Origin of the sequence: Nitrospira sp. (genome assembly GCA_015709715.1) — a bacterium.
GTDB lineage: Bacteria > Nitrospirota > Nitrospiria > Nitrospirales > Nitrospiraceae > Nitrospira_A.
The window spans coordinates 2,761,554-2,783,219 of sequence record CP054184.1 but is presented as its reverse complement, the minus strand read 5'-3'; the positions used below and the strand labels follow the sequence as shown (position 1 = coordinate 2,783,219).

29 protein-coding genes are annotated in these 21,666 nt (G+C 62.7%); all 29 read right to left on the bottom strand.

Features of this window, described 5'->3' with window-relative positions; genetic code table 11:
• Positions 1-30: 30 nt before the first annotated feature.
• The 29 genes from HRU82_13500 to HRU82_13360 all read right to left on the bottom strand — a co-directional run bounded on the left by HRU82_13500 (position 31) and on the right by HRU82_13360 (position 21,547).
• Positions 31-387, bottom strand: a complete 357-nt coding sequence (locus tag HRU82_13500) for a hypothetical protein (GenBank protein QOJ35894.1) — start codon at positions 385-387, stop codon at positions 31-33.
• Positions 384-866, bottom strand: coding sequence for a hemerythrin domain-containing protein (locus HRU82_13495; GenBank protein ID QOJ35893.1), 483 nt, complete (start codon positions 864-866; stop codon positions 384-386). Before HRU82_13495 ends, HRU82_13500 begins: the two co-directional genes overlap by 4 nt.
• 14 nt (positions 867-880) lie before the next feature.
• Entirely contained in the window at positions 881-1,369 is a 489-nt protein-coding gene (locus HRU82_13490) for a cytochrome c (protein ID QOJ35892.1), read from the bottom strand.
• The gene (locus tag HRU82_13485) at positions 1,366-2,307 is read right to left on the bottom strand and encodes a pyruvate synthase (protein QOJ35891.1); all 942 of its coding nucleotides are present in this window, start codon (positions 2,305-2,307) and stop codon (positions 1,366-1,368) included. The genes HRU82_13490 and HRU82_13485 overlap by 4 nt, the downstream gene beginning before the upstream one ends.
• 6 nt (positions 2,308-2,313) lie before the next feature.
• A complete protein-coding gene (locus tag HRU82_13480) occupies positions 2,314-3,546 on the bottom strand; it encodes a pyruvate synthase (protein ID QOJ35890.1) in 1,233 nt (410 codons plus the stop codon).
• Positions 3,531-4,448, bottom strand: coding sequence for a 2-oxoacid:acceptor oxidoreductase family protein (locus HRU82_13475; GenBank protein ID QOJ35889.1), 918 nt, complete (start codon positions 4,446-4,448; stop codon positions 3,531-3,533). The genes HRU82_13480 and HRU82_13475 overlap by 16 nt, the downstream gene beginning before the upstream one ends.
• Position 4,449: 1 nt before the next feature.
• Positions 4,450-4,758 carry a YtxH domain-containing protein gene (locus HRU82_13470; protein QOJ35888.1) on the bottom strand — a complete coding sequence of 103 codons (309 nt, stop codon included), beginning with the start codon at positions 4,756-4,758 and terminating at the stop codon, positions 4,450-4,452.
• A gap of 222 nt (positions 4,759-4,980) precedes the next feature.
• Positions 4,981-5,472, bottom strand: a complete 492-nt coding sequence (locus HRU82_13465) for a cytochrome c (protein QOJ35887.1) — start codon at positions 5,470-5,472, stop codon at positions 4,981-4,983.
• On the bottom strand, positions 5,472-6,434 hold the full coding sequence (gene ppk2, locus HRU82_13460) for a polyphosphate kinase 2 (GenBank protein ID QOJ35886.1): 963 nt from the start codon (positions 6,432-6,434) through the stop codon (positions 5,472-5,474). The genes HRU82_13465 and ppk2 overlap by 1 nt, the downstream gene beginning before the upstream one ends.
• A gap of 103 nt (positions 6,435-6,537) precedes the next feature.
• Positions 6,538-6,897: a DsrE family protein gene (locus HRU82_13455; GenBank protein QOJ37210.1), complete on the bottom strand. Its 360-nt coding sequence runs from the start codon at positions 6,895-6,897 to the stop codon at positions 6,538-6,540.
• A gap of 83 nt (positions 6,898-6,980) precedes the next feature.
• Entirely contained in the window at positions 6,981-8,390 is a 1,410-nt protein-coding gene (locus tag HRU82_13450) for a c-type cytochrome (protein QOJ35885.1), read from the bottom strand.
• A gap of 34 nt (positions 8,391-8,424) precedes the next feature.
• A complete protein-coding gene (locus HRU82_13445; protein ID QOJ35884.1) occupies positions 8,425-9,111 on the bottom strand; it encodes a c-type cytochrome in 687 nt (228 codons plus the stop codon).
• Positions 9,108-10,289, bottom strand: coding sequence for a sulfite oxidase (locus tag HRU82_13440; GenBank protein QOJ35883.1), 1,182 nt, complete (start codon positions 10,287-10,289; stop codon positions 9,108-9,110). The genes HRU82_13445 and HRU82_13440 overlap by 4 nt, the downstream gene beginning before the upstream one ends.
• A 13-nt stretch (positions 10,290-10,302) precedes the next feature.
• Positions 10,303-10,719, bottom strand: coding sequence for an OsmC family protein (locus HRU82_13435; protein QOJ35882.1), 417 nt, complete (start codon positions 10,717-10,719; stop codon positions 10,303-10,305).
• Between the two features lie 24 nt (positions 10,720-10,743).
• Positions 10,744-11,619, bottom strand: coding sequence for a c-type cytochrome (locus HRU82_13430; GenBank protein ID QOJ37209.1), 876 nt, complete (start codon positions 11,617-11,619; stop codon positions 10,744-10,746).
• Between the two features lie 177 nt (positions 11,620-11,796).
• On the bottom strand, positions 11,797-12,231 hold the full coding sequence (gene trxC, locus HRU82_13425) for a thioredoxin TrxC (GenBank protein ID QOJ35881.1): 435 nt from the start codon (positions 12,229-12,231) through the stop codon (positions 11,797-11,799).
• Between the two features lie 15 nt (positions 12,232-12,246).
• Positions 12,247-12,594, bottom strand: a complete 348-nt coding sequence (locus HRU82_13420) for a cytochrome c (GenBank protein ID QOJ35880.1) — start codon at positions 12,592-12,594, stop codon at positions 12,247-12,249.
• 53 nt (positions 12,595-12,647) lie between these two features.
• A complete protein-coding gene (locus HRU82_13415; protein QOJ35879.1) occupies positions 12,648-13,973 on the bottom strand; it encodes a cytochrome b N-terminal domain-containing protein in 1,326 nt (441 codons plus the stop codon).
• Between the two features lie 9 nt (positions 13,974-13,982).
• Entirely contained in the window at positions 13,983-14,522 is a 540-nt protein-coding gene (locus tag HRU82_13410; protein ID QOJ35878.1) for a ubiquinol-cytochrome c reductase iron-sulfur subunit, read from the bottom strand.
• A gap of 18 nt (positions 14,523-14,540) precedes the next feature.
• Positions 14,541-14,984, bottom strand: a complete 444-nt coding sequence (locus HRU82_13405) for a CBS domain-containing protein (protein QOJ35877.1) — start codon at positions 14,982-14,984, stop codon at positions 14,541-14,543.
• Between the two features lie 55 nt (positions 14,985-15,039).
• Positions 15,040-15,258 carry a DUF2892 domain-containing protein gene (locus HRU82_13400; GenBank protein QOJ35876.1) on the bottom strand — a complete coding sequence of 73 codons (219 nt, stop codon included), beginning with the start codon at positions 15,256-15,258 and terminating at the stop codon, positions 15,040-15,042.
• Positions 15,259-15,337: 79 nt separating this feature from the next.
• Positions 15,338-15,805, bottom strand: coding sequence for a cytochrome c (locus tag HRU82_13395; protein ID QOJ35875.1), 468 nt, complete (start codon positions 15,803-15,805; stop codon positions 15,338-15,340).
• A 13-nt stretch (positions 15,806-15,818) separates the two neighbouring features.
• Positions 15,819-16,253, bottom strand: a complete 435-nt coding sequence (locus HRU82_13390) for an OsmC family protein (protein ID QOJ35874.1) — start codon at positions 16,251-16,253, stop codon at positions 15,819-15,821.
• A 56-nt stretch (positions 16,254-16,309) separates the two neighbouring features.
• Positions 16,310-16,726 carry a nucleoside diphosphate kinase regulator gene (gene rnk, locus HRU82_13385; GenBank protein ID QOJ35873.1) on the bottom strand — a complete coding sequence of 139 codons (417 nt, stop codon included), beginning with the start codon at positions 16,724-16,726 and terminating at the stop codon, positions 16,310-16,312.
• A complete protein-coding gene (locus HRU82_13380) occupies positions 16,723-17,700 on the bottom strand; it encodes a universal stress protein (GenBank protein ID QOJ35872.1) in 978 nt (325 codons plus the stop codon). The genes rnk and HRU82_13380 overlap by 4 nt, the downstream gene beginning before the upstream one ends.
• Before the next feature lie 305 nt (positions 17,701-18,005).
• Positions 18,006-19,025, bottom strand: a complete 1,020-nt coding sequence (locus HRU82_13375; GenBank protein ID QOJ35871.1) for an NTP transferase domain-containing protein — start codon at positions 19,023-19,025, stop codon at positions 18,006-18,008.
• 36 nt (positions 19,026-19,061) lie between these two features.
• A complete protein-coding gene (locus HRU82_13370; protein QOJ35870.1) occupies positions 19,062-19,217 on the bottom strand; it encodes a hypothetical protein in 156 nt (51 codons plus the stop codon).
• Between the two features lie 240 nt (positions 19,218-19,457).
• A complete protein-coding gene (locus tag HRU82_13365) occupies positions 19,458-20,876 on the bottom strand; it encodes a HAMP domain-containing protein (GenBank protein ID QOJ35869.1) in 1,419 nt (472 codons plus the stop codon).
• Positions 20,873-21,547 carry a response regulator transcription factor gene (locus HRU82_13360; protein QOJ35868.1) on the bottom strand — a complete coding sequence of 225 codons (675 nt, stop codon included), beginning with the start codon at positions 21,545-21,547 and terminating at the stop codon, positions 20,873-20,875. The genes HRU82_13365 and HRU82_13360 overlap by 4 nt, the downstream gene beginning before the upstream one ends.
• Between the last annotated feature and the right edge of the window lie 119 nt (positions 21,548-21,666).

Below are 21,666 nucleotides of genomic sequence, written 5' to 3'. Positions count from 1 at the left end.
GTCGACTCGCCTGTTGCCTTGAGCTGATCCTCACTTCCGATACTTCTCGACATACTTGCTGCCGCCGGCGTGACAACGCAGACAATCCGCAAAGCGTCCCGGCCCATGGATCCCCTTGGCCTTGGCCCTGAGTTCCTGCACGAGCGCATTGTCCAACACCTGCGCAGTCACTGTTCCCTGCTTGTCGGCACGGTGGCAATCGGCGCAGGCCTTAGCGCCCGTCGCCCGGAAGATCAGGTCGCTGTGCGGATTACTGACCATCCCGCCACCGTCCGCCGCCGGCCTGGCCCCGTCGAGCCCCCATCCCCAGTCGGCCATTCCCAGCCAGCCAACCACCGAGAGCGCGCTGAGCAGCCCCAGCGTGGTGACCGTCCGCCCGCCGTTCATGATCGATCGCTCCCGCAACAGACGCGATAGCGTTCCTCCGGCAGGTCCTTCATCGCCTGGTAGATGTCGGCGCGCTCCGCCTCGCTGATCACTTGGTCGATGGAGGGGTAGAGGATGCGCTCCTCTTTCATGTTGTGCGACTTCAGCAGTTCGATCAGTCGTTGTTCCTCCCGATCACTCTCGGGGGACTGCTCCTGCACCTTGCGATGAATGGCCTCCAGGCACTCGCCGATCAATCGGTGTTCCGTCCGCATGACCGCCGTCGGCCCGCCTTCCGCCATGCCGGCGTTCTCCTCCCACTTGGGAAAGAGAATGTCCTCTTCCCACACGATGTGGCGTTGCAGGCCGAATTTGAATTCGACGAACGCTTCCTTGGCCTTGGCGAAGTCCTTGCGCTTCTGCTCCTGAAACGTAAGAAATAGTCGATCGAGCCGATCGTGGTCTTGTTCGAAGGTGGCGGTAATCGTTGCGTCAGCCATGCCCTACTCCTTGGTTATGAACTTCCGAGTCGATATTCCAGATGACAGGCCACACAGGCCTTCAATACGTTGTTGAACGGGGGCAGGATCTGTTTGAGATCCCGCGTCTCCATGGCATCGGCCATTTTTTCGGCCGCTTCATGGTGAGCCATCGCCAGGTCGTGGTAGGCGGGAGGAAAATCGGCCGGCTGCTGTCGGGCCATCGCCTGCCGGTGCATAAAAAAGCCCAAGTGTGCTTCGGTCAGCCCCTGCGCCAGCTTGTAATCCTCTTCCGCAAGCGCCGCCACGATCGCTTGGATGGTTTCCAAATGTTGCGACATGACGGCCCGATGTTCCTGGCGCGCCTCGGCGCTCAATGGAATCACCGTCCGCACATCCGGGAGATGCACCGGCGTGACGCCGGAGCCGGAGGCCGAATGACGCTCGGCGCAAGCAGCCGTCAGGACAAGTGCCGCGGCCAGCATGACGACGGAGCCGATGCGGAACGGGATCCGTCCCATCATGTGTGCTCCTTCGCGACACGCTCCCAGTAGACATCGACGCGGGCCTGGATGTGCTGGATCGCCGCCTCTTGCCGTACCGGCTCAAAGAGGTGCCGAAACCGGCCCTGCAGCGTCAAGTACGCTTCCACCGGTTTGCGCTTGGGCACATACGTATGGGTGACCGTGCCGTTGAGCGCTTCTTTCAAGGGCCAGATGCCGGTCTCCACCGCCAGCTTGGCGACTTCCGGCGTGGCCCCCGGATCGTAGAGCCAGCCGGTGGGGCAGGCGGAGAGGGCCAGGAACATCTTAGGCCCAGTCACCTTCGCCGCACGCGCGAACTTCTCCTCCAAGTCGAGCGGGTACCGCGGAGATACGGTCGCCAGGTAGGGCGGATTGTGCGCGCGCCAGATTTCGAAGAGGTCCTTTTTCTCCTGGCTGGCTGCGGCTTGGTGCTGCACGCTGCAGGGCGACGTGGGTGTGCGCGCCCCGAACGGTGTCGCGGCGGAGAGCTGCATGCCGGTGTTGCCGTAGGCCTCGTTGTCGTAGCAGACATAATAAAAATCCAGCCCGCGATGCATAGCGCCCGAAGTCGAGGAGAGCGCCATGTCATAGGTAGAGCCGTCGCCTCCCAGCACCACGACCTTCAGATTCTCACTCTTGGGCAAGCGCCCCTTGGCGATCAAGACATCCAGCGCATCGCGGACGCCTTGCGCGCCGGCCGGCGCCGATCCCATCGTCGTGTACAGCCAAGAGCCCTTGAACGGCGTGTAGGGATAGGCAGCCAACAACGTGAAGCAGCCGGCGGCGTTCACATAGACCACGTCGTCACCCAACACCTTGGCGGCCAGCCGTAAGGCCTCCAACCCCCCGCAACCGGCGCAGAGTCCAGTGCCGGGGAACACGTGCTCCTCCCGAGGAATCTGTTTGATCTTCTTGAACGTCTCCCGTTGCCACACCATGGTGACTCAGCCTTCCTGCGCTCCGGCGGCCAGCTCCTGCAGCGTCCGAATCTCGCGATGTTCCGCTTCGGTATAGAGCAACACCGGCCCGATGCCCTTCCCATCAGAGCCTGCTTGGGCGGTCTGCTCAAAGATCGCGCGGAACGTCCCTTCGGATAGGTTCTGCCCGCCCAGCCCGCCGATGAAGGAACAGAGCGCCCGCGGTCGCGAGGCCTCGTGGTAGAGACAGGCCGCAATCTCCTGAAAGAGGATGCCGCCTTGCCCCGGCGCCAGATTCTGATCCAGCACCGCCACGGCGCGCCGCCCTCGCAATGCCGCGCGAATCGCATCAGCCGGCCAGGGTCGAATGACCCTCAAGCGCAACAGCCCGACGCGCCGCCCCTCGCGCCTTGCCGCATCGACCGCCGCCTTGCCCTTGCTGGCAAAGGCGTTGCTCATGACGAGCACGTCTTCCGCGTCGTACAGCCGATATCCTTCGAGGAGGTCGTACCGCCGTCCGAACAGTTCCTCGAACGAAGCTGCCGCCTCTTGATGGACCGCCAACGCGTTGATCGCCGCCAAGTGCATCTGATGACGGAAGTAGGCATAGGGCGTTCCGCCGACGACCGCCACCCCCAACGCATGCGGCGCGGAGGCCTTGAATCCGAGGTGGGCCGGACGGAAGGGCGGCAGGAACTTACGAACCAACTCCGGATCGGGCAGTTTTACCGGCTCGCGGGTGAAGGAGAGGTAGAACCCATCCAGGTTCACGATCACCGGCAACATGACGCGCGCATCCTCTGCGATCCGATAGGCCATCACGATCGAATCCACGACCTCCTGACAGGTTTCGGCATGGATCTGGAGAAAGCCGGAATCTCGCGCGGCCAACACATCGTTGTGGTCCGGCTCCAGCGTAATGGGAGCGGCCAGCGCCCGCGAGACATTCACCAAGACCAGCGGCGCGCGCCAGCCGGAAATCGAGTAGAGCACTTCGAAGGCATACAAGAGGCCTTGACTGGAGGTCGCCGTGAACACCCGCGCCCCCGTCGCCTCGGCGGCACCGGCCGCCGTCATCATGGAATGTTCCGAGTCCAGCGTCACGAAGCGGGCCGCCAGCTCGCCGCTCGCGCACCATTTCGCCAGCGCCTCCACGATCTCCGTCTGCGGCGTGATGGGAAAGGCCGGGATATAATCCACCTCGGCCAGGCGCGCACCCCACGCGGCAGCCAGGTTGCCGGTCATCATTTCGCCGCCCATGCGACTCCCCCCGCCTGCTCCCGCTCCGCGACCAACGCGTGGGTGGGACACTCGTGCACGCAAATCTGACAGCCCTTGCAATGGGCGTAATCGATCACCGGCTTGTCATCCTGGTCCATCGCGATCACGCCGTCCGGGCAAAAGGCGAAACAGAGCCAGCAGCCGTTACACTTGTCCGCCTGCAGGATCGGGCGAAACGTCCGCCATCCGCTGGTTTCGCGCAGCACGGAATTGGCTGCGGCGCTGATTCTTGCGCTGCCTCTCGTAGGCGGCTCATAGGTCGGCAGATAGAGCGCCGCGCTGCCGGGCCCCTGCTGCGGTCGCACGCCTTTCGCCGGCACCTCGAGGCGGTCGTAACAGTAGCGGGCCGCCGACTGATTGCGCTCGATCGCCGTCGCGTTCAATCCGAGGTCACCCAACTCTCGCGCGATGGCCTCCTGCACCGATTCCTGGGGGAGAAGAACCAATCGAGCCGCCACGGCTCCCAGCAAGGCGCTGATGGCCTCACGTTGTCCCAATCGTTGCAAGGCCAGGTCCGTGAGGTCCAACGTCGTCACCTTTCCGGGGATCGCCGTACGGGCGACCACTTCTTCCGGCGGAAACGGCGAGTTCACGAACACCAGGGTTTCCGCTGCCACGCCATCCGCCACATGCGCCGTAGGATCCTCGATCAACGAGGCGTCCGCCACACAAAGGACATCAGGATGGGCGATCACCCCCCGCTCGCGAATCGGCTCTCGCGCAATCCTCGTGAAGGCCGCCACCGGCGCGCCCCGACGTTCCGCTCCGTAAATGGGAGAGTCCTGCGCGATGAGGCCGCTGAGGAAGGCCGCCGTCCCCAGGATGCGGCTGGCCGTCTTGGCGCCTTGGCCTCCGCGCCCGTGAAACCGTACCGCCTCCATGTCAGGCGCGCTCCGCCCGCTCCTTCTTGAAAGCCTCTTTCCCCGCCGCGAAGGCCGCTGAAATTGTCGTCTCGGTATCCTTCAAGAATCGTTTGGCCTCGTCGATGGTGTGGGTCAGCTCCCCTCGAATCTCCCGCGCCTTTTCCAAGACTTCTTCCTCCGTGCGTCGCGCGTAGCCCTTGATCGTTTTTCGAGTCTCTTCCCCGGAGGCCGGCGCATAGAGCATCGCCGCCACCGCCCCCAACATCACTCCACTCAAAAAGGCCACGGTCACCCCTGCTCCGGAACAGCCCTCGTGTTGATCGGCCATGATGCACTCTCCTTCCTTCTCTATGAGATTTCGGCCTAGGCCAATGTCCTGCGTTCCGCTCGCTTGATCAAAGCAGAGGACATGCCAGGGGCGCAAGCCTCCATCCCGGCGAAGTCGCTGGTTTGATGGGCGGTTTCCCAATGTGCGAGGGTGGCTCTCCTGCGCTCTGCGGACGACTGGGGCATTCCAGAACCGGGATAGGCAGTTCCCTGCCCCAAAAGGCTACAGGCGGCCCATTCTTCTTCGCGGGCCGTGATGGCGGCTGAACGTCTGTTCGTATCGGATGAGGCTCCAAATTTCCTCGTCCGTTAGAATCCCCCCGAAGGGAGCCATGGCGGTGCCGGGAGAGCCGTTCTGAATGATGTAATACAGCTCTCCGTCCGATCGATGGCGCCAGAAACCGTGATGTTGGAAGTTACGCGGCGGCGGCGTGAGCCCTTTGGCGCCTGGTCCGTCACCGCCGCCGTTCACGCCGTGACAATTCACGCAGGTCCCCTTGCCGTGATAGAGCGCCTTGCCCTTTTCCACAATCTCCGGCGTGTTCGGCAGGGGATTCTGCAGTGACCGCAGCGATTCCAATTTGTCGGGCGGCACGCGGGGCTGCATGTCATGCCTGGCCGCTTCCACGCCGGAGCCGGTGGCGAGCAGAGCCATCGACAACAGTGCCCAGAGGCGAACGGGACGGACCCAGTCAAGGGCGGCTGTCGTCTTCATCAAAAATCCAGCTCCACCATTTTGCGATGGAAGCGTGTGATGACGTTGGGGTCCGGCGTCAGCCGGATGGCGGCTTCCTCCTTGCCCTTGTAAGGAAGGAGATTCAATACGTACCGCAAACTCTCCAACCGGGCCGCCTGTTTGTCGTTCGCCTTCACGATGATCCAGGGGCTGAAGGTGGTGTGCGTCTTGCTGAACATCTCCTCTTTATAGCGCGTGTAAGAATCCCACAATTCCTGCGCCTTCTCGTCGACGGGACTCAACTTCCACTGCTTGAGCGGGTTCTGCCGGCGCGCTTCAAACCGCTTTGCCTGCTCGTCTTTGGAAATCGAGAACCAGAATTTGATGATCATCACGCCGTCTTCGTAGAGCATGTGCTCGAATTCCGTCACCTGCTGCAAAAAGCGTTGGTGATCCTTCTTGCTGCAGAAGCCCATCACCGGCTCCACGACGGCGCGGTTGTACCAACTGCGATCGAAGAAGACGATTTCCCCCTTGTTCGGCAATTGGCGGATGTACCGCTGGAAGTACCACTGTCCCTTCTCTTCGTCGGTGGGCTTCGGCAATGCCACGACCCGCATGGCACGCGGATTCAAATGCTCGGTGAACCGGCGAATGGTGCCGCCCTTGCCCGCGGCATCGCGTCCTTCGACCAGAATCGCCACCCGCTGTCCGCCGGCTTGCACCCATCGTTGCAAGCGCACGAGTTCAACTTGGAGCCCGCGCAGCTCCTCTTCGTACAGGAGGGTTTTTTTGACCTCCTCGATGTCCATCTCGTTGGATTTGAGCAGTTGCAGAAGTCCCCGCTTCGTCGTGACTCGTCGCAGGTCCGCCTCGGTCAGCCCATTCGCGGTGCGATCCGGACGTGAGCGGCGATACCCATCACCTTCCTGAGGAACGGCTACGGGAATAGCCTCCAGGTCTTCCGGGGCGACCTGGCCGTTTCCCTGCGCGATCTCCATCGGCCTACCCTCGGCGGGGTGCTCCTTACCCGCTCGTATCTTGTCGGTCCTTCGATTCTCGCTTGCCATCCGAAGCCCCTTCCCGCCGGTTCGCCCGGCCCGCTCAAAAGGCGACGCTTCGATCGCGTTCCGCCACTGCCTTGATGTAATCCGGCATGCCCTTGATCGTGGCGCCCGCCACTAAATCACCTTGCCCGATCTGTCGCGCCACCGCGCAGGCACCGCAGACCCAGATCGGAATCCCGGCCGCCTGCACCGCTGCCAGCAAGTCCTTCAGCGGCGTGAGGTTCACCCCCACGACATGGTCCGCCGACCCCTTGCGGGCCGACGTGACCGCCTCGTTCCATAACCACAAGACGACATCATGCCCCTGCTCCTTGGCCGTCTTAGCCGCCATGAAGGGCAGGGTCGCCATCGTCGGATCATCCGTGCCACGACTTCCGGAGACAATAAACGTCGCCATCATCGCTCCTTTATGCCTGCCAGTTTCGTCCCTCTTCCGCCGCCCAAGCTGGGCCCTCACGAAAGAGAGGCGACCACACGTGGTTACTTCGCCAAACTCCGGATATAGGCAATCAACTGCCAGACCTGATCATCAGGCAACCCGGCAAACGACATCATGCCCGTGCCCGGCGAGCCGTTCTTGATGATCCAGAGCAATTGTCCGTCCGGAATGTCTTTCATCATGGAACCGCAGGTGAAGTTTCTGGGCGGCGGGATCAACGCCGCACCCATGAACCCCTGTCCGTTGCCCTGCTCGCCGTGACACATCGCGCAGGCCACCGGTTGAGCGGTCTGCAGAAAGAGCGTCTTGCCTGCCTTGATCGTGGCATCCGTGGCAGGGAGCGGATTGGTCTTCGCCAGGAAGTCCGCCGGCGCCTTGGCGGTCTTTCTCGGCTGCGGACAGACTCCCGATGGTCCGCCGCCCACCGCCGCCTGGGCCATTTCAGCTCCGCCCTTGAAGGTGGCCCGCAGATAGGCCATCACGTCCGCCACCCCCTGCTGCCCGATGGTCAAGCCCCAATAGGGCATATTCGGCGATTTGCCCATCGCCGCGCCGCCATGGTTGATCACATTGTAGAGATAGTCGGTCGGCACCTTGTCGAACGGAATGTTGGCATGGATGGCCGGTTTCGGCTCCAGCCCTGAAGCAGCCGGCCCGTCGCCCTTGCCCGTCATACCGTGACATTGCGCACAGTATTCCTTATACAGGACCTTGCCGCGATCCACGCTGGCCATCCCGAACTCCGGAGCGTTCCAGGGTTCGTAATACTTGAAGTCCTTGACCCCCTGCACCATGAGGTAGCCGATGACGGCCCGCAGTTGTGGCTCCGTGGCATCGGCCAGGAACTCCCCATTGTGGACCGTAAAGTCTTGGGGGTTTTGCCCGAAGCGGAAGAGCCAATCCTTGTCATACCGTTGCCCTGCCGTCACCAGCGAAGCACTCTGGGGGCCGCCGATGACCTTGCCGTTCTCCTCGACCTGATGGCAGCCCAGGCACGCGTGGGCCTTATAGGCCATGCCGCCGAAGGTCGCATCGAACTTGCTCACCTTGGCCAAATCGAAAGCTCCGACCGTGACCCGCGGATCTTTGTTATGTTGCTGGAAGTAGTCCGCGATTGCTTCGGCCTCCGCATCCATCACGACCGGATGCCGCATCGGCCCTTCGCCCAAATCCCATCGATACCCCTTTTCGTAGAGTGGCGCCTCTTTCCCGGTCAGCCATCGGATGAGCCATGCTCGTTGATACTTGCTCCCTGCCCAGATGAGGTCCGGCGCCTTGAGATTAAATCGCGAATCAGGCTTGCCCTCCAGCCGGTGGCACCCGGCGCAGTTGTTCTGGATCAGCTCCTTCGCGCGATGTTGGTCGCTCCCGAACAACAGCCGCGGAAACGACGCCAACCCCACCACAAGCACCAGCGCACAGCCGATCATCGCCGTCCGACGTCGAACCATGATTCACCCCTTGTTAGAGCCCGCTCTGCGAACGTTACTTGGTCGAAAGCCAGGCGTGGATATCCGCGATGTCTTGATGACTGAGCACCGCCCCCCAAGCCGGCATCGGTCCCCGGCCATGGAGTACCGTTTCCCAAAACGCCCCCTCATTCTTCAAGATTCTGTTGCGCGCCAGTTTGGGCCCGGCGCCGCCCATGGCGCCCTCACCATGGCAAGCCTGGCAGTTCCGCGCAAAGACTTCGGCGCCCCTTCCCGGTACCCCGACAAGCGGACCATCACTCGCCTGGCTCAGTGCTTCCGCCGGTGCCGTCAGTGCCAATTCTTCCTCGATAGACGGCACGTGGTCCGGCGCGCCGGGGTGGTACCGGGCCGTCACGAACTGGAGGACCGCCGCCGCTTCCTCCTTGGACAGGTCCGCGCCCCAATGCCTCATCTTCTCAACCGTGACCTGCCATCGATCCGGCGGCAACCGCTGCTGCACGATCAGATCCGTCGTGTGGCAGACGGCACAACGGGCATGAATCAACGTCGCGGCCCGGCGAGCCTGCGCCGGTTCGACCGTCGGTCTGTCCTCTTCCTGGGCATCCGTCGCCATCACCACCCCCAGGATACCCAACAGAACGATGGAGAATGCCGACAAAGCCCGCCCCGCGAGGCCGCAGCGAACGAACGCCCGAGGCGTACGGTTCGCGCAGGTGGAGGAATTGTGCAGCATGCTCATGCCGCCACCGTCACGGACAGGCGGTCCCACCCGTTCCACAGAAAGCCGCCCGGATTCCAGGGGCTTCTCTCCGGCTGTTGAATCCCCTGCGCATCCGTGGCTCGGCAGAGAATGGCCGTCGGTCCGACCTGGCGCGCGTTCCACAGGTATTGCCATTGCCGCCAGGCATAGGGTTGTTCTTCACCCACTAAACGAGCCGGCTCCCAGGTCTTCCCGTCGTCGCAGGAGACCTCCACCTTCGCTACGGGCGATTCACCAGCCCAGGCCACCCCTTGGATCGTCACCGGCCCCACCTTCAGCGTATCCCCTTCGCCGGGCGCGGCGATGAGCGACTTCACCGGCATCTGCTCCACCGGCACCATCGCACTCCCAGGAAGCCCCGATGTGGGATGCACAGCCGTCTCCGGAATGCGATAGGCCTGTTGCATGTAATACCCAGGCGTTTCATCCGCACGCAGGGTGATTTCGGTCAGCCATTTCATGCAGGACTCGGCCATCCACCCGGGGGTGATGACGCGCAATGGCGCACCATGCAGCAGAGGCAAGGGCCGGCCGTTCATTTCATAGGCCAACAGGGTGTCGGGATGGAGGGCCTTGTGAATGGGGATACTGCGTGTGAACAGGGGCACGGAGGGAAGGGCTGGTCGATCCGCGCCTTGAAGCTGAACATGGAGGCTCTGCGGCTTGACGCCGGCGCGCTGCAGCACGTCGCGCAACCGCACGCCGGTCCATTCCGCATTTCCCACTGCGCCCCGCTCCCATTGCACGCCGGGAACCTTGGGGCGATGGTGCGCGCGGCCGTTGCCGCTGCATTGCAACACGGCAGTGATAGTGGCCGGTTCAAACTGTTTGAGTTCCGGCAGGCTCAGGGTCAACTCGTCCTTCACAAGACCCTTCACGGTCAGACGCCAACTCTCGGGTTGGATCGCTTCCGCACTAGGCGGCCCGAAGTGGCTACGCACGAAAAATCGCTCATTGGGCGTCAACCGGGACATGAATTCCCGCGCCGGCGTTTCTGCGTCGAACGGCCGGGAGACTCGAACGGTAAGCGGGCCGCTCGCCTGCCCGGTCGCCGCGCCTTGGCTGTCGGCGAACGCTCGTTCGATACCGCCGGCAACCAGACTCGTCCCGATGCCTTGCAGCACCCTTTCAAACAACACTCGTCGCGTCACTGTCACGGGTGTCCCTTCGTCAGGATGGAGTGGTCGGCTGGGCATGGGGATTCAACTCGATCGCCACCTGAACCGGCACCACGATCGACTGGTGCACCGTACAGGCATGGGCGACTCTCAACAAGCGCTCCTTCAATTCTGGCGTGATGCGATGAGGAAGCCGAATCGAAAGATGGATGCTCCCGACTCGATGGGGTCCCTCCGCCATCGTCCACTCTGCCTCCACCTTCAGGCCTTCACGAGAGATGTCGTGTCGCGCGCAGAAGTTGCCCACGAAATAGCCGACGCAGCTGGCCACCGAACCGACGAACAGCTCCACAGGACTCATGCCCGCGTCGGCGCCCCCGTCTTCGACCGGTTGATCCGTGACGATCCTATGCCGGGCGCTCACAATGTCGTAGCGTGTGCCGCCCTGATAGGCCACGCTGAGTTTCATGTCTTCTCCTCCACCCACCCCCACTCAATAGGGCACATCGGCCGGCTTGCCGCCCTGCGGCCAATCAGTCGTCTTGCCGGGGAAATCCGGTCGAGGCTGTCCATTGATGTAGGCGGCGACGTCGTAGGCCTCATTGTCCGAGAGCGCCCAGCCTCGCGTGCGAGGCATATTAGCCTGAATGAAGGAGGCGGCGACGGACAACCGAGCCATCTCGGCTCCGCGATTGTAGGAGCGGTCGCCCCACAGAGGCGGCGCGGCGTGAGTGCCCCGTCCATCGGCACCGTGACAGAACGCACAACGGGTCGTGAAGACCTTCGCCCCGTTCCCGACATCCGGCGGCCTCGTCGACTTGATGGGGGGAATGCCTCGCCAGGCCATTCGGCTTCCCTCCGGCACATCCTTTGAAAGCCAGTCGATGTAGGCGACGACGGCGCGCAGCTTATGGCTGTCCTGCGGAATCGGTTTACCGTTCAGCCCGCGCTCGACACATTCGTTGATGCGATCGGCCAAGGTGAGGACCCGCCCGGCCCGCCGGCTCATCTCCGGATAGACCCGCGACAGCCCGACGAAGGGCGCGGAGTTAGGATCGAGACCGCCGTCCAAGTGACAATTGGCGCAGGTCAGCGCATTACCGACGTAGGGCGCGGCATAGTCTTGGGTGTGAACGACGATCTCATAGCCGAGCCTGATCTGCTCGCCCCGCTGTCCGCCGGGGATAGACTCGGGCGACGGGTGGCTGAACAGGGCATCCAAGGGAGGTTGCTTGTCGTCGCGGAGTTCCATTCGGCTCGCCTCGTGCGGCTCCTGCGAACCAGCGCAACCGCCACCCCACGCTACAGTCACGAGAAAAAAGGCCAGAAAGATTCGCATGGACCAAAGCTTACGCAAGGTGTGTGCCATCATCCTGTTGCATCTGTGGGCAAACCCTGGCTGTTTTTACGTATCAGACCAAAATCTTTTCATGCGCTGGCGACAAAGGCAACAGCCACCTCGGACAGACTGCCGCACCGCGCTACAGTCTGGGTGCAAGGTAGATCTGCCCGTATGGGCCAATTTTCTGGAAAAGGATTCAGGTTCCTAACTGTGGGCCCGCACCCAGCGCACGATGTCCGGCAGACCCACGGCGCCCGCCTGCCGAGCCACCTCCCGTCCACCACGGAAGAGGATGAGGGTTGGAATGCTCACGATGCCGAACCGCGCCGCCAAGGCCGGTTGTTCCTCCGTATTCACCCTGGCGAGCCGCGCACGGGGCTCCAGCGCCTTCGCCGCCTGTTCGAAGGCCGGCGCCATCACGTGACAGGGGCCGCACCACGAAGCCCAGAAATCCACTACCAGCGGGATGGCGGAGCGGGTCATATGGAGATCGAACTCCGCTTCCGTGAGCCCGATGGGATGGCCGGCGAAGAGGGCCTTATGACAACTCCCGCAACGGGGCCCCTCGCTGAGGCGTGCAGCCGGAACGCGATTGATGCCGTCGCAGTGGGGACAGATGATATGTAGCTTGTCGGGCATGGAAGAACCGGCGCCCTACCGTTTCAACGAGCGGATGTAGGCCAGGATGTGGGCCAATTGCTGCTCATCGTACATGGCATAGCCGGTCATGGCCGTGCCCGCCCTCCCTTCCACGATGACCTTCCGCAACTCGGCATCGGCTTTCGATTGGGTCTTGCCGCTGGTCAGATCCGCCGGAGGCGGCGTGAGATAGGCGCCCATCTCACTCTTTCCGTCCCCCGCAGCGCCATGGCAATGCTGGCAACTCTCCAGGTACAACTTCTTGCCCATATCCGAGCTACCTACTACCGACGCAGCCCACACAGAAGACCCAAACGTAAGCAATGCGACGGCTACAATCCCGGCCCCCCATTTCATCTGCATCGACATCCTCCATCGAACACTGTTCTGATTCCATCGGCGACCTGTGCCTCCCGCTAGGTCGCCCGCTTCAAACTCAGCATGTAACTGGTGAGGTCGTTCAGCTGTTGGTCGGTAAGCGGGAATTTCGGCATGAACGATCCCGGCGCCACGGACTGCGGATCGCGGAAATGTTTGAGGTGCCACGCGCGTTCGGGCCTCGTGTCGCCCACGGTCGAGAGGTCCGGCGCCACGGCTCCCCCCTCGCCGTGAATGCGGTGACAGCCGGCACAACCGAACTGGGCATACACGGCCTTGCCGCGCGCCACGGCCGGATCGGCCCTGGGGACGGCATAGAGGTTCTTGATCGAGATTCCCAACAGCCCGAACACAACCAGCAGGAACAGCAGCCCGCTGCCCAGCGCCACCGGCCGTCGGATCGGATTCCGGACCGGATTGCGGTCGATGAAGGGCCACAAGAACAGGATCAGGATCACGCAAAGCGGGAGAATCCAGGTGGCGAGGGGTTCGAGTGGTCCATGCACGTACTTGAGCAGTTCATAGTAGAAGAGAAAATACCATTCAGGCACGGGCACGAAACTCGTGTCCGACGGGTCGGCCTTATCCGTCAGCGGCAAGGGAATGCCGTATGCCAGGCCCGCGACGAGCGCAAAGACGACGGCGATCACGACGGCGTCCATGTAGACCTGCCGCGGCGCGAAGGTTTCGCTGCTCAACGACGCACGGTCGTCGCTCCAGGGACCGGCCGGCCCCACGCGCCGTAGGATGAAGAGGTGCAGTGCGATTCCCGCAACAATCACCGCGGGCAAAAACAGCACGTGGATGGCGAAAAAGCGCGACAACGTGAGGGCGCCGAGCGTCTCTCCTCCCCGCAGGACCCGCGACAGCAGATCCCCCACCAGCGGCACCGTGCCGACCATATTGATGCCGACCTGCGTCGCCCAGTAGGCGGTTTGATCCCACGGCAGGAGATACCCGGTGAAGGCGAAGGTCATCACCACGAGGAACAGCGCCACCCCCGCCATCCACATGACTTCACGCGGGGGCTTATAGGCGCCGTAGAGGAACGTCTGCAACATGTGCAGGCCGATCGCCACCACCATGGCTGAAGCGCCCCAATGGTGGAGCCCCCGCACGAACCAACCGAACGCCACCTCGGTCTCGATGAAGCGGACGCTGTCGTACGCATGGTCCGGCGTCGGAGCGTAGTAGACCGCGAGGAACATCCCGGTGGCGGCCTGCAGGACGAAGAGGAAAAGAGTGATGGAGCCGAACACGTAGATCCAGCTCGCTCCGCCCGGAATGGGCTCGTCGAGCAACGTGCGCTGGACCGGCTTGAGGTTCAGGCGACTGTCAAGCCAGTTGTAGAGGCGGGAGGCCATGCGGTGCCTTCACAACTCGACGCTGGTCGGCAGGCCGGACTTGAATTCTTTGTACATCACCAAGAGCCGCCCTCCCTCGATCTTCGACGGCAGGACATCCAACGGCCGCGGAGCCGGACCGCCGGTCACCCGACCGTTGACGTCGAATGAACTACCGTGACAGGGACAGAGAAATTTTTGCGCGCCGTCGTCCCACCGATACCCGCAGCCCAGGTGCGTACAGATCGGGGAAAAGACCTGGACCTCGTTCTCGGAACGCCGGACGGCCCACACTGCCTTTTGCGCCTTGGTTTCCATCCAGCCGTCGCGCAGGGTCGTGACATGGTCCAACTGCGTGGGGCGGCCGAGCGGCAACTCCGCCACCCCGCCGACATCCACCCAGTCGCGTTTACGCCTGCTCAAGACGGGCGAAATCAGCGAGCCCAGCAAGGGGACCGCCAACCCCATCCCCACGAAGCCCGCGGCGGCCAACGTCACCCAATGGAAAAAAGTCCTCCGGGTCCCAACGGGTGTCGAGAACCCTCCGCTCGGCAGTTCGGATTCCGTCACAACGCTCCTCTCGCGCCGTTATGGCGTGGCGTTCTCGATGTCCAACCCAAGCCCGACCCATGCCCGCAGCAGATCATGCCGCGTGACTGAATAGGTCACCCCCCCGTTCCGCCTCACAGGAAGGTTCAACAGCCGCTTCTCCTCCATCATCTTCACTGCCTCATCGATGGAAGTATCCTCTGCCACCGCAATCCGATCCTTCGCCATGATCTGTTCGGCCGTCATCTGACTGAGTTCCTTATTGGCTTGGAGGGCCTTAAGCACATCGAATTCACTGATGAATCCAATAAATTCTCCCTTCGCATCCACGACCGGAGCCCCGGACGTATGGCTCGACAATAACTCCACCGCAATGGCCAATCCGTTCTGGCCTGCACGAAACACCAACTGGTTAGTCCCCACGATCTGGCCCACGGTCTTGAACCCACCAGCCGGCACCCCCGGCGCTTGCATGGTCGACATGTTCGCTCCTTCCCTTTCCGGCCGCTCGCTGCAGCCTTGATGATGGACATCTCCCCTAGCGTTTCCGGCCCCCGCCGGTCGCGCAGGTGTTGATTCCGAACAACGTCCAAGCCGGGCAGAACCCGATCACTCCGGTCACCAACGCGATCGTCCCCACCGCCAGCGTGATGCCCATCCCCACCGGCGGAAGCCCGGCAAAGGCCCCGATTCCAATCAACAGCACCCCCAACACGATCCGAATCGGCCGCTCGATTCCTCCCACATTGCATGTCATGGTAGCCCCTCCTCTTTCTGATCGACTCCCTATCTCTTTCGAGTACCGAACGAAAAAAAGGATTCGCGCGCCACACACATTACTTGGTGACGAAGCGGTACATGTCATGACAGGTGGTGCAGCGGGCCGTCATGCTCGAGAGCCGCGCGAGCAACTGCGGCGACGACTCGCCCTGGACGACGGCATCGGCCAGGTTGTCCATGTCTTTATGAATGGACATTCCCATCTGTTTGAAGGCCAACGGCAATTTCAGCATGACGGCGGGACTCACGTCTGCCGACATCTGCATGCCCGCCGCCCTGGCCGCCCCTTCCGCCGGCTTGAGGTTTTGGTCCGGGCTGCTCAGCGCCGTGATCACGCCATGGACCGCTTTGAGCAACTGTCGCATCTCTTCCAAGATCAGGTCGCGTTCGGCAGGGGCCAACACGATCTCCGTCCGTCGATCCAATCCCGGCCTGGTCTGCCCTTGAACGAAGAGGACCACGACCGCCACCATTGTGATGCCCCACAACACCAACGCCCCCACGCCGAGTTTTCGCCAGGTCATCGACCACACCCCATCACACGATGGTCGGTTCGAGCGTCACACGGGTCTTCATGGAATTGGAGATCAGACAGTTCGCCTCGGCCTTCTCGATCAGGTCCTTGGCCTTGACGGAATCCGCCCCCGGCGCAAGGGTGATCGTCGGACGCAGGACGATGGTCGTGACCTGAAACTTACCATCCACCAACTCCAGCCGCCCCTCGGCCTCGCTCTCGAACGCTGTGAACGCCAACCCCGCCCGTTCCGCGACGGCGAGGAAAGTCGTCATCAAACACATGTTGGCCGATGCCACGTACAGGTCCTCCGGTGACCAGATGCCTTCGTGCCCCTTGAATTCCGGCGGCGTGGCGACCTGAATGTCGGGCTTGCCCTCACAGGTGATCGTGCCCTTCTTCTGCTCCGTCCACTTCACTTTCGTCCGATAGGTGTAGACCTTACTGCGAACCTCCATGCGTCCTCCCTTATCGCCGCGATTCGGCGCAGCCCCGCGCCTGAGTCGACGAATGACTATAAGTCGTACCGACCGGTCGCCTCCGGCTGGTACAGCACCTCGCGAATACGCACCGTTTTGAGACCGACCGGCACCGGCCAATCCACCGTGTCGCCGGCTCGACAGCCCAACAGGGCTGTTCCGATCGGCGCCAAGACCGAGACCTTGCCCTCCGCCATATTGGACTCGGCAGGAAACACCAGCGTATAGGTCTGCTCCTGTCCGCTCTCCATGTCCGTGATGCGAACCCGCGAGTTCATCGTCACGATATCGTGAGGAATCTCCTGCGGGGTTACGACGTGGGCGCGATCGAGTTCCTGCTGCAATTGCTCCAACAACTCACGATCCCGACTCTTGGCATGGATACGCGCCGCCACCAAACCCTGGAGCCGAGTCAGGTCGTACTCGGTAATGTAGATGTCACGCACGGTCATGGTTCCACTCCTCTGATGTCTTCCAAACCAAGTTCCTGCGGCACCACCCGCCGGTGGCCCGGCTCGAATTTCGGCGCCTTGACCGTCAGCACCGGGCAATGCGCCCGTCGCAAGACCGCCTCCGCCACGCTGCCGAATGGGCGCTCTGGGCTCGCACGCCGTCCATGGGTTCCCATCACGATGAGATCCGCATGGTGCCGCAAGACACCGGCCAGGATCGCCTCGGAGGGGATGCCTCCGGAAATCTCGACCTCGGCCGGTAACCCATACGAGGTGATCACCTCCTTCAGTTCCACGAGGTGTTGATTCCAATGGTCTCGCTTGCGCGCCTCCTGTTCGATCACGCCAAGGCCACAATCCAGGTCGTAACAGACCGGCTCCAGGACATGCATCAAGATCACTTTCGCGCCGAGCCCGTTGGCAATCTGGATGGCGTATTCCACGGCACCCAGCGAGGGAGCGGAAAAGTCCAACGGTGCAAGAATGTTTCGAATCGGGACATGGGGCGTGGTGTCGATCGGCCTATCCACTTCCGCCCGCAGCCCCGGCACGGCCAACACCGGACAGGGGCTTTCTTTCACGACCCGCTCGGCGGTCGCGCCGATGAGCCCATACAGCCGGTTGGTCCGACCCTGGACACCCAACACGACGAGGTCGACTTCGCGCTCCCTGGCGGCAAGGCCGATTTGGACCAGCGGATTCCCCAGGACCTGACGCACCAGCACCTGCAAACCGCTTCGCGCCATGAAGTCACGCACCTGCTCCAGGCGACGCCCGGCCTCGCCCCTGGCTCGCTCCACGGCCAGGATACTGTCGGTCTCACCGCTCGACGCCGGCGGTGCCTCGATCACATGGAGCACGTCGATAGTCGCATCCCAGGCCGTAGCCAGATACATCGCATACTCTTGCGCGCGCAACGCATCATCGGAAAAGTCTGTGGCGAACAGGATCCGCTTCAACAGTGGCGTACTCATGGTTGCTCCTGTGGAACGGGTGAGCGACTCGCTCCTGCACGAAACCGCTCCGGAATCGCCGCAGCGAGCCGGTCGATCAAGGAGCCAAGCGCTTAGGTGATGGTGACACGAGAGACGGCGATGATCGCCTGACGTTACCTTGCCCTTCAGGCAAGACAGGTGCCAGGTCTTCAGCTTCCTTAATGTGAGTGGAAGTCCGCCCCGGATGTTGATTTTCTACCAGGCAGCCCGAGTTGCAGGGAAAAGGGCTGTTGCCATTTGCGGCAATAGCCCTCCTCCGGGTGAGGCAATACACCCCGCTGCACCTAGACCACCTGCGCCTCGTCTGTTTCATTCTGCGCCATAACGGCGCCGAGCAGTGAGGCCGCTTGCTGTTCGGCCACGGCCGTTCGAAGATGGGCCACGAGAGGCGTGGCCTGATGACCGAGCCGTTCGATGGTGTTCAGGACGCGCTCAGGGCTTCCCCAATCGCTCCACCAGATATTCTTCATCTCCAGCACCGCCGTTTCGCCCGGCACATGCGCCAGGAGATCGCGTGAAAAGTTCGCCGTCGGCATACGTTCATAGATTGCGCGCAACACGTCCGCCTCCTTCGGCGTATCGATCACCTCGGCCAGGCGCTCGAAGAGGGCCATCATCTTCGGCAGCACCCGCAGGCCCAGCTTCCAAAACGTGTCGACCTTTCCCGCCATCATGAACGTATTCCACAAGGCGCCGGACGCATAGGCCAACTGCGCCAACGCCGGCTCCGGCTTCTCCAAAAATGTCTTGACCGCCAGGACGGAGCGAGCGCCGAAACCGATCAGCTCTCGATCGGGCTTGATCCATCCGTATTCCGTTTCCGGTCCGTTCGGGCGGGCGGCAAGCAGAACCACCTTCGCAGTCAACTCCTCTGCCGCCCGAACCGCATAGAGCACTTCGCCCAGAAACCGTTCCTCCGGATACACAAAATGATCGGACGGAGCAATCAGTACCGTCCCCTCCGGATCGCGCGCCCGGATGTAGGTCAAGGGCAGAAAAATCCCCGCCGCCGTATCGACGTTGCGCGGCTGCACCAACACCATCCCGGGATCCCGTTCACCGATCTGTCCCCAGGCCTCCCGATGTCCTCGGCCGACCACCACGACCGTCCGCGCCGGACTAGCAACCTGCATCGTGCGGTCGAGGGTATGCTGGAACAACGACCGCGTTCCGATAAATCGGCAGTATTGTTTGGGCACGCTCCGGCCCAGCCACCGCTTGATGACCGGTTGCATCCGTATGCCCTCTCCTCCTGCCAACACGATCGACCACCGCCGTCCTCCCGGCTCCAATCCCTCACGCATCGTGACCTCCTTCCAACGCACGAACCCGTCGCGGCCCTAGGGCCGTTCGCGATCGCCGTCACCACCGCTCTCCCGCTCAGGCCTCAGGGGAATGCCGATCAAGGCGGACTGCTTCCGATCGAGAAGCGACACCCAACGCACGACACCCCACACACAGAGGGTGATGCCCCCCAGAGCCAACAGCGTCACCATGACCGACTACTCGGACAGATCCAGCAACGAGATGCCCCAGAACACTATGACCCCCATGGCGGCAATGACCAGCAGCAACAGCAACGTGGCCGGCGCCATGGCGACGTACCCCTTCATCACATCCACTCCTCCCTCTCCGATCATGAAGCCATGTGGTCGATGCGTTCGTCGGCACACAGTAGCCGGACAAGATGAACCAGCGATGAATCGCGCATGAAAAAGCGCTTCATGTTGAGAGGCCTACGCGGCGGACAGGGTCAACGTAAACACCGACCCCTTGCCCACTTCGCTCTCCACGGCGATCGTGCCGTGGTGGGCTTCCACGATTTCCTTCACGATGGGGAGGCCGAGGCCATGCCCGCCGGAATCCCTGGCGCGGGCCGGGTCGGTGCGATAAAAGGGCTCGAACAGATAGGCGAGGTGTTCCCGGGCGATGCCCTGCCCGGTATCGTGAACGGCCACATGGACCTCGTCGCGAACGCCGCTCAGGCGCACCGTGACGGTGCCGCCGGGATCGGTGTACCGCAAGGCATTGTCCAGCAGATTGATGAACACCTGCTTCAGGCGCTCCGCGTCGCCCAGCACCGGCCTGACCGGCTGCTCATCCAACACCAAGGTCAGGTTTCGGTCCTCGGCGACGGGCGTCAAGTCATCGATCAGCTCACGCAACAGCGGCTGCAGCGCCAGAGGCGCCAACTCCACCGGCGGGCGATCGCCGGCAAAGCGCGCGAGCGTGAGCAGGGAGCGGGTGAGCACGATGAGTCGCTGCACTTGGTCGAGATTCGACACCAACACGTCGCGATAGTCCTCCGCCGACCGCGAGCGCTGCAAGGCCACCTCCAGGTTGCCCTGCATGACGGTCAACGGCGTCTTCATCTCATGCGCGGCGTAGTCCGTGAACCGCCGCTGGCTTTCGGAAGCGCGCTGCAGGCGGTCGAGCATCGCGTTGAAGGCCTGGGCCAGCCGCTCGAACTCCTCGAACGGCGCATTCAAATTCACGCGCGAGCGGAGGGCCGATTCGGAAATGCTCTCCGCGGTGCGGCTCAAGGTTTCGACCGGATCGAGCACCTTGCGGGCCAACCAGCCGCTCCCGAACCAGGACGCGGCCAATACCGCCACGGACCCGAGCATGAGCAGGCCCATGAGGCTGCGATGGGTCCGCCGGAAAAAGACCAGGGACTCTTCGGCCTGCAACAGATACCGCACCTCGTCCTGATGCATGATGGGCACGAAGATCTGTCGAACCGGCGCGCCGGATGCGGTTTCGATCGTTTCGTAGACCACTTCGCCGCGTCGGCCCCGTTCGAGCACGGCGGCGTCCACGGAGGGGCGGGGCAGAACGGCGCTACCCTTCCACACGACGGTCCCGTCGAGCGCCAGGATGTGAACCGAGTGGGAGACCTCCCGCAACTCCTTCATGCGCTCGTCGGCCACCTGCGCACCGCGCGGCACGACGATCTCGTGGTCCGAGCGCTTCATCAAGTCGGGCCGCTGCTCGATCAGCTCGGCCAGCGTGTCGGCGAACCCGAACAACCGGCCGTCTACGTACTGCTGCAGCAGGCTGTGAAAGCCCGTGTAGACCACCACGTTGAAGCCGCCCAGCAGCGCCGCGATCAAGGCCACCGTGTAGAGCCGGAATTGGGTGCGGAAACTGCTCACTCACCGGTCTCCAGCTTATAGCCCACGCCGCGCACGGTGGCGATCAAGGGCGAGGAGAAATCCCGATCGATCTTGACCCGCAGCGACCGAATGTACACGTCCACCACATTGGTCATCGGATCGTAGTTCAACCCCCACACCCGCTCCAGAATCGCCGTCCTGGTCAGCACGATGTCGCGGTTGCGCAGCAGATATTCCAGCAGGGCGAATTCTTTGCTCGTCAGCGTGATCTCCTTGCCGGCGCGCCACACCCGCCGTGAGGCCGGATCCATTTCGAGATCCTTCGCCCTCAAGCGATTGCCGACGTGCGGGCCGCCTCGCCGGAGGAGCGCCCGGATGCGCGCGACCAATTCCGTGAACGCGAACGGCTTGGTCAAATAGTCGTCGGCCCCGGCATCCAACCCCGCCACCTTGTCGTCGACCGTGTCGCGCGCGGTCAGGAGCAGAATGGGCGTCCGGCTGCCCCGCTCACGGAGACGCCGGCACAACGTCAGCCCATCCAGCTTGGGCAGCATCACATCCACGATCAGGAGATCGTAGCTTTCATCCAGGGCGAGCATCAGCCCGGTCTCCCCGTCGGCGGCGATTTCCACCGCATGCTGCTCTTCCTCTAATCCCTTGCGGAGGAATTGCGCCAAATCGGTGTCGTCTTCGATAGCCAGAATACGCATGGTATGCCTCGCATGAATGGGCCCTGAAGGCCCGATCATATCAGGGACAAGCCGACCGTTTCCGCTCCATGAAGGCTTCTTCACCGAGCCTTCATCCCCGCTTCATTTGTGTGTGTTAT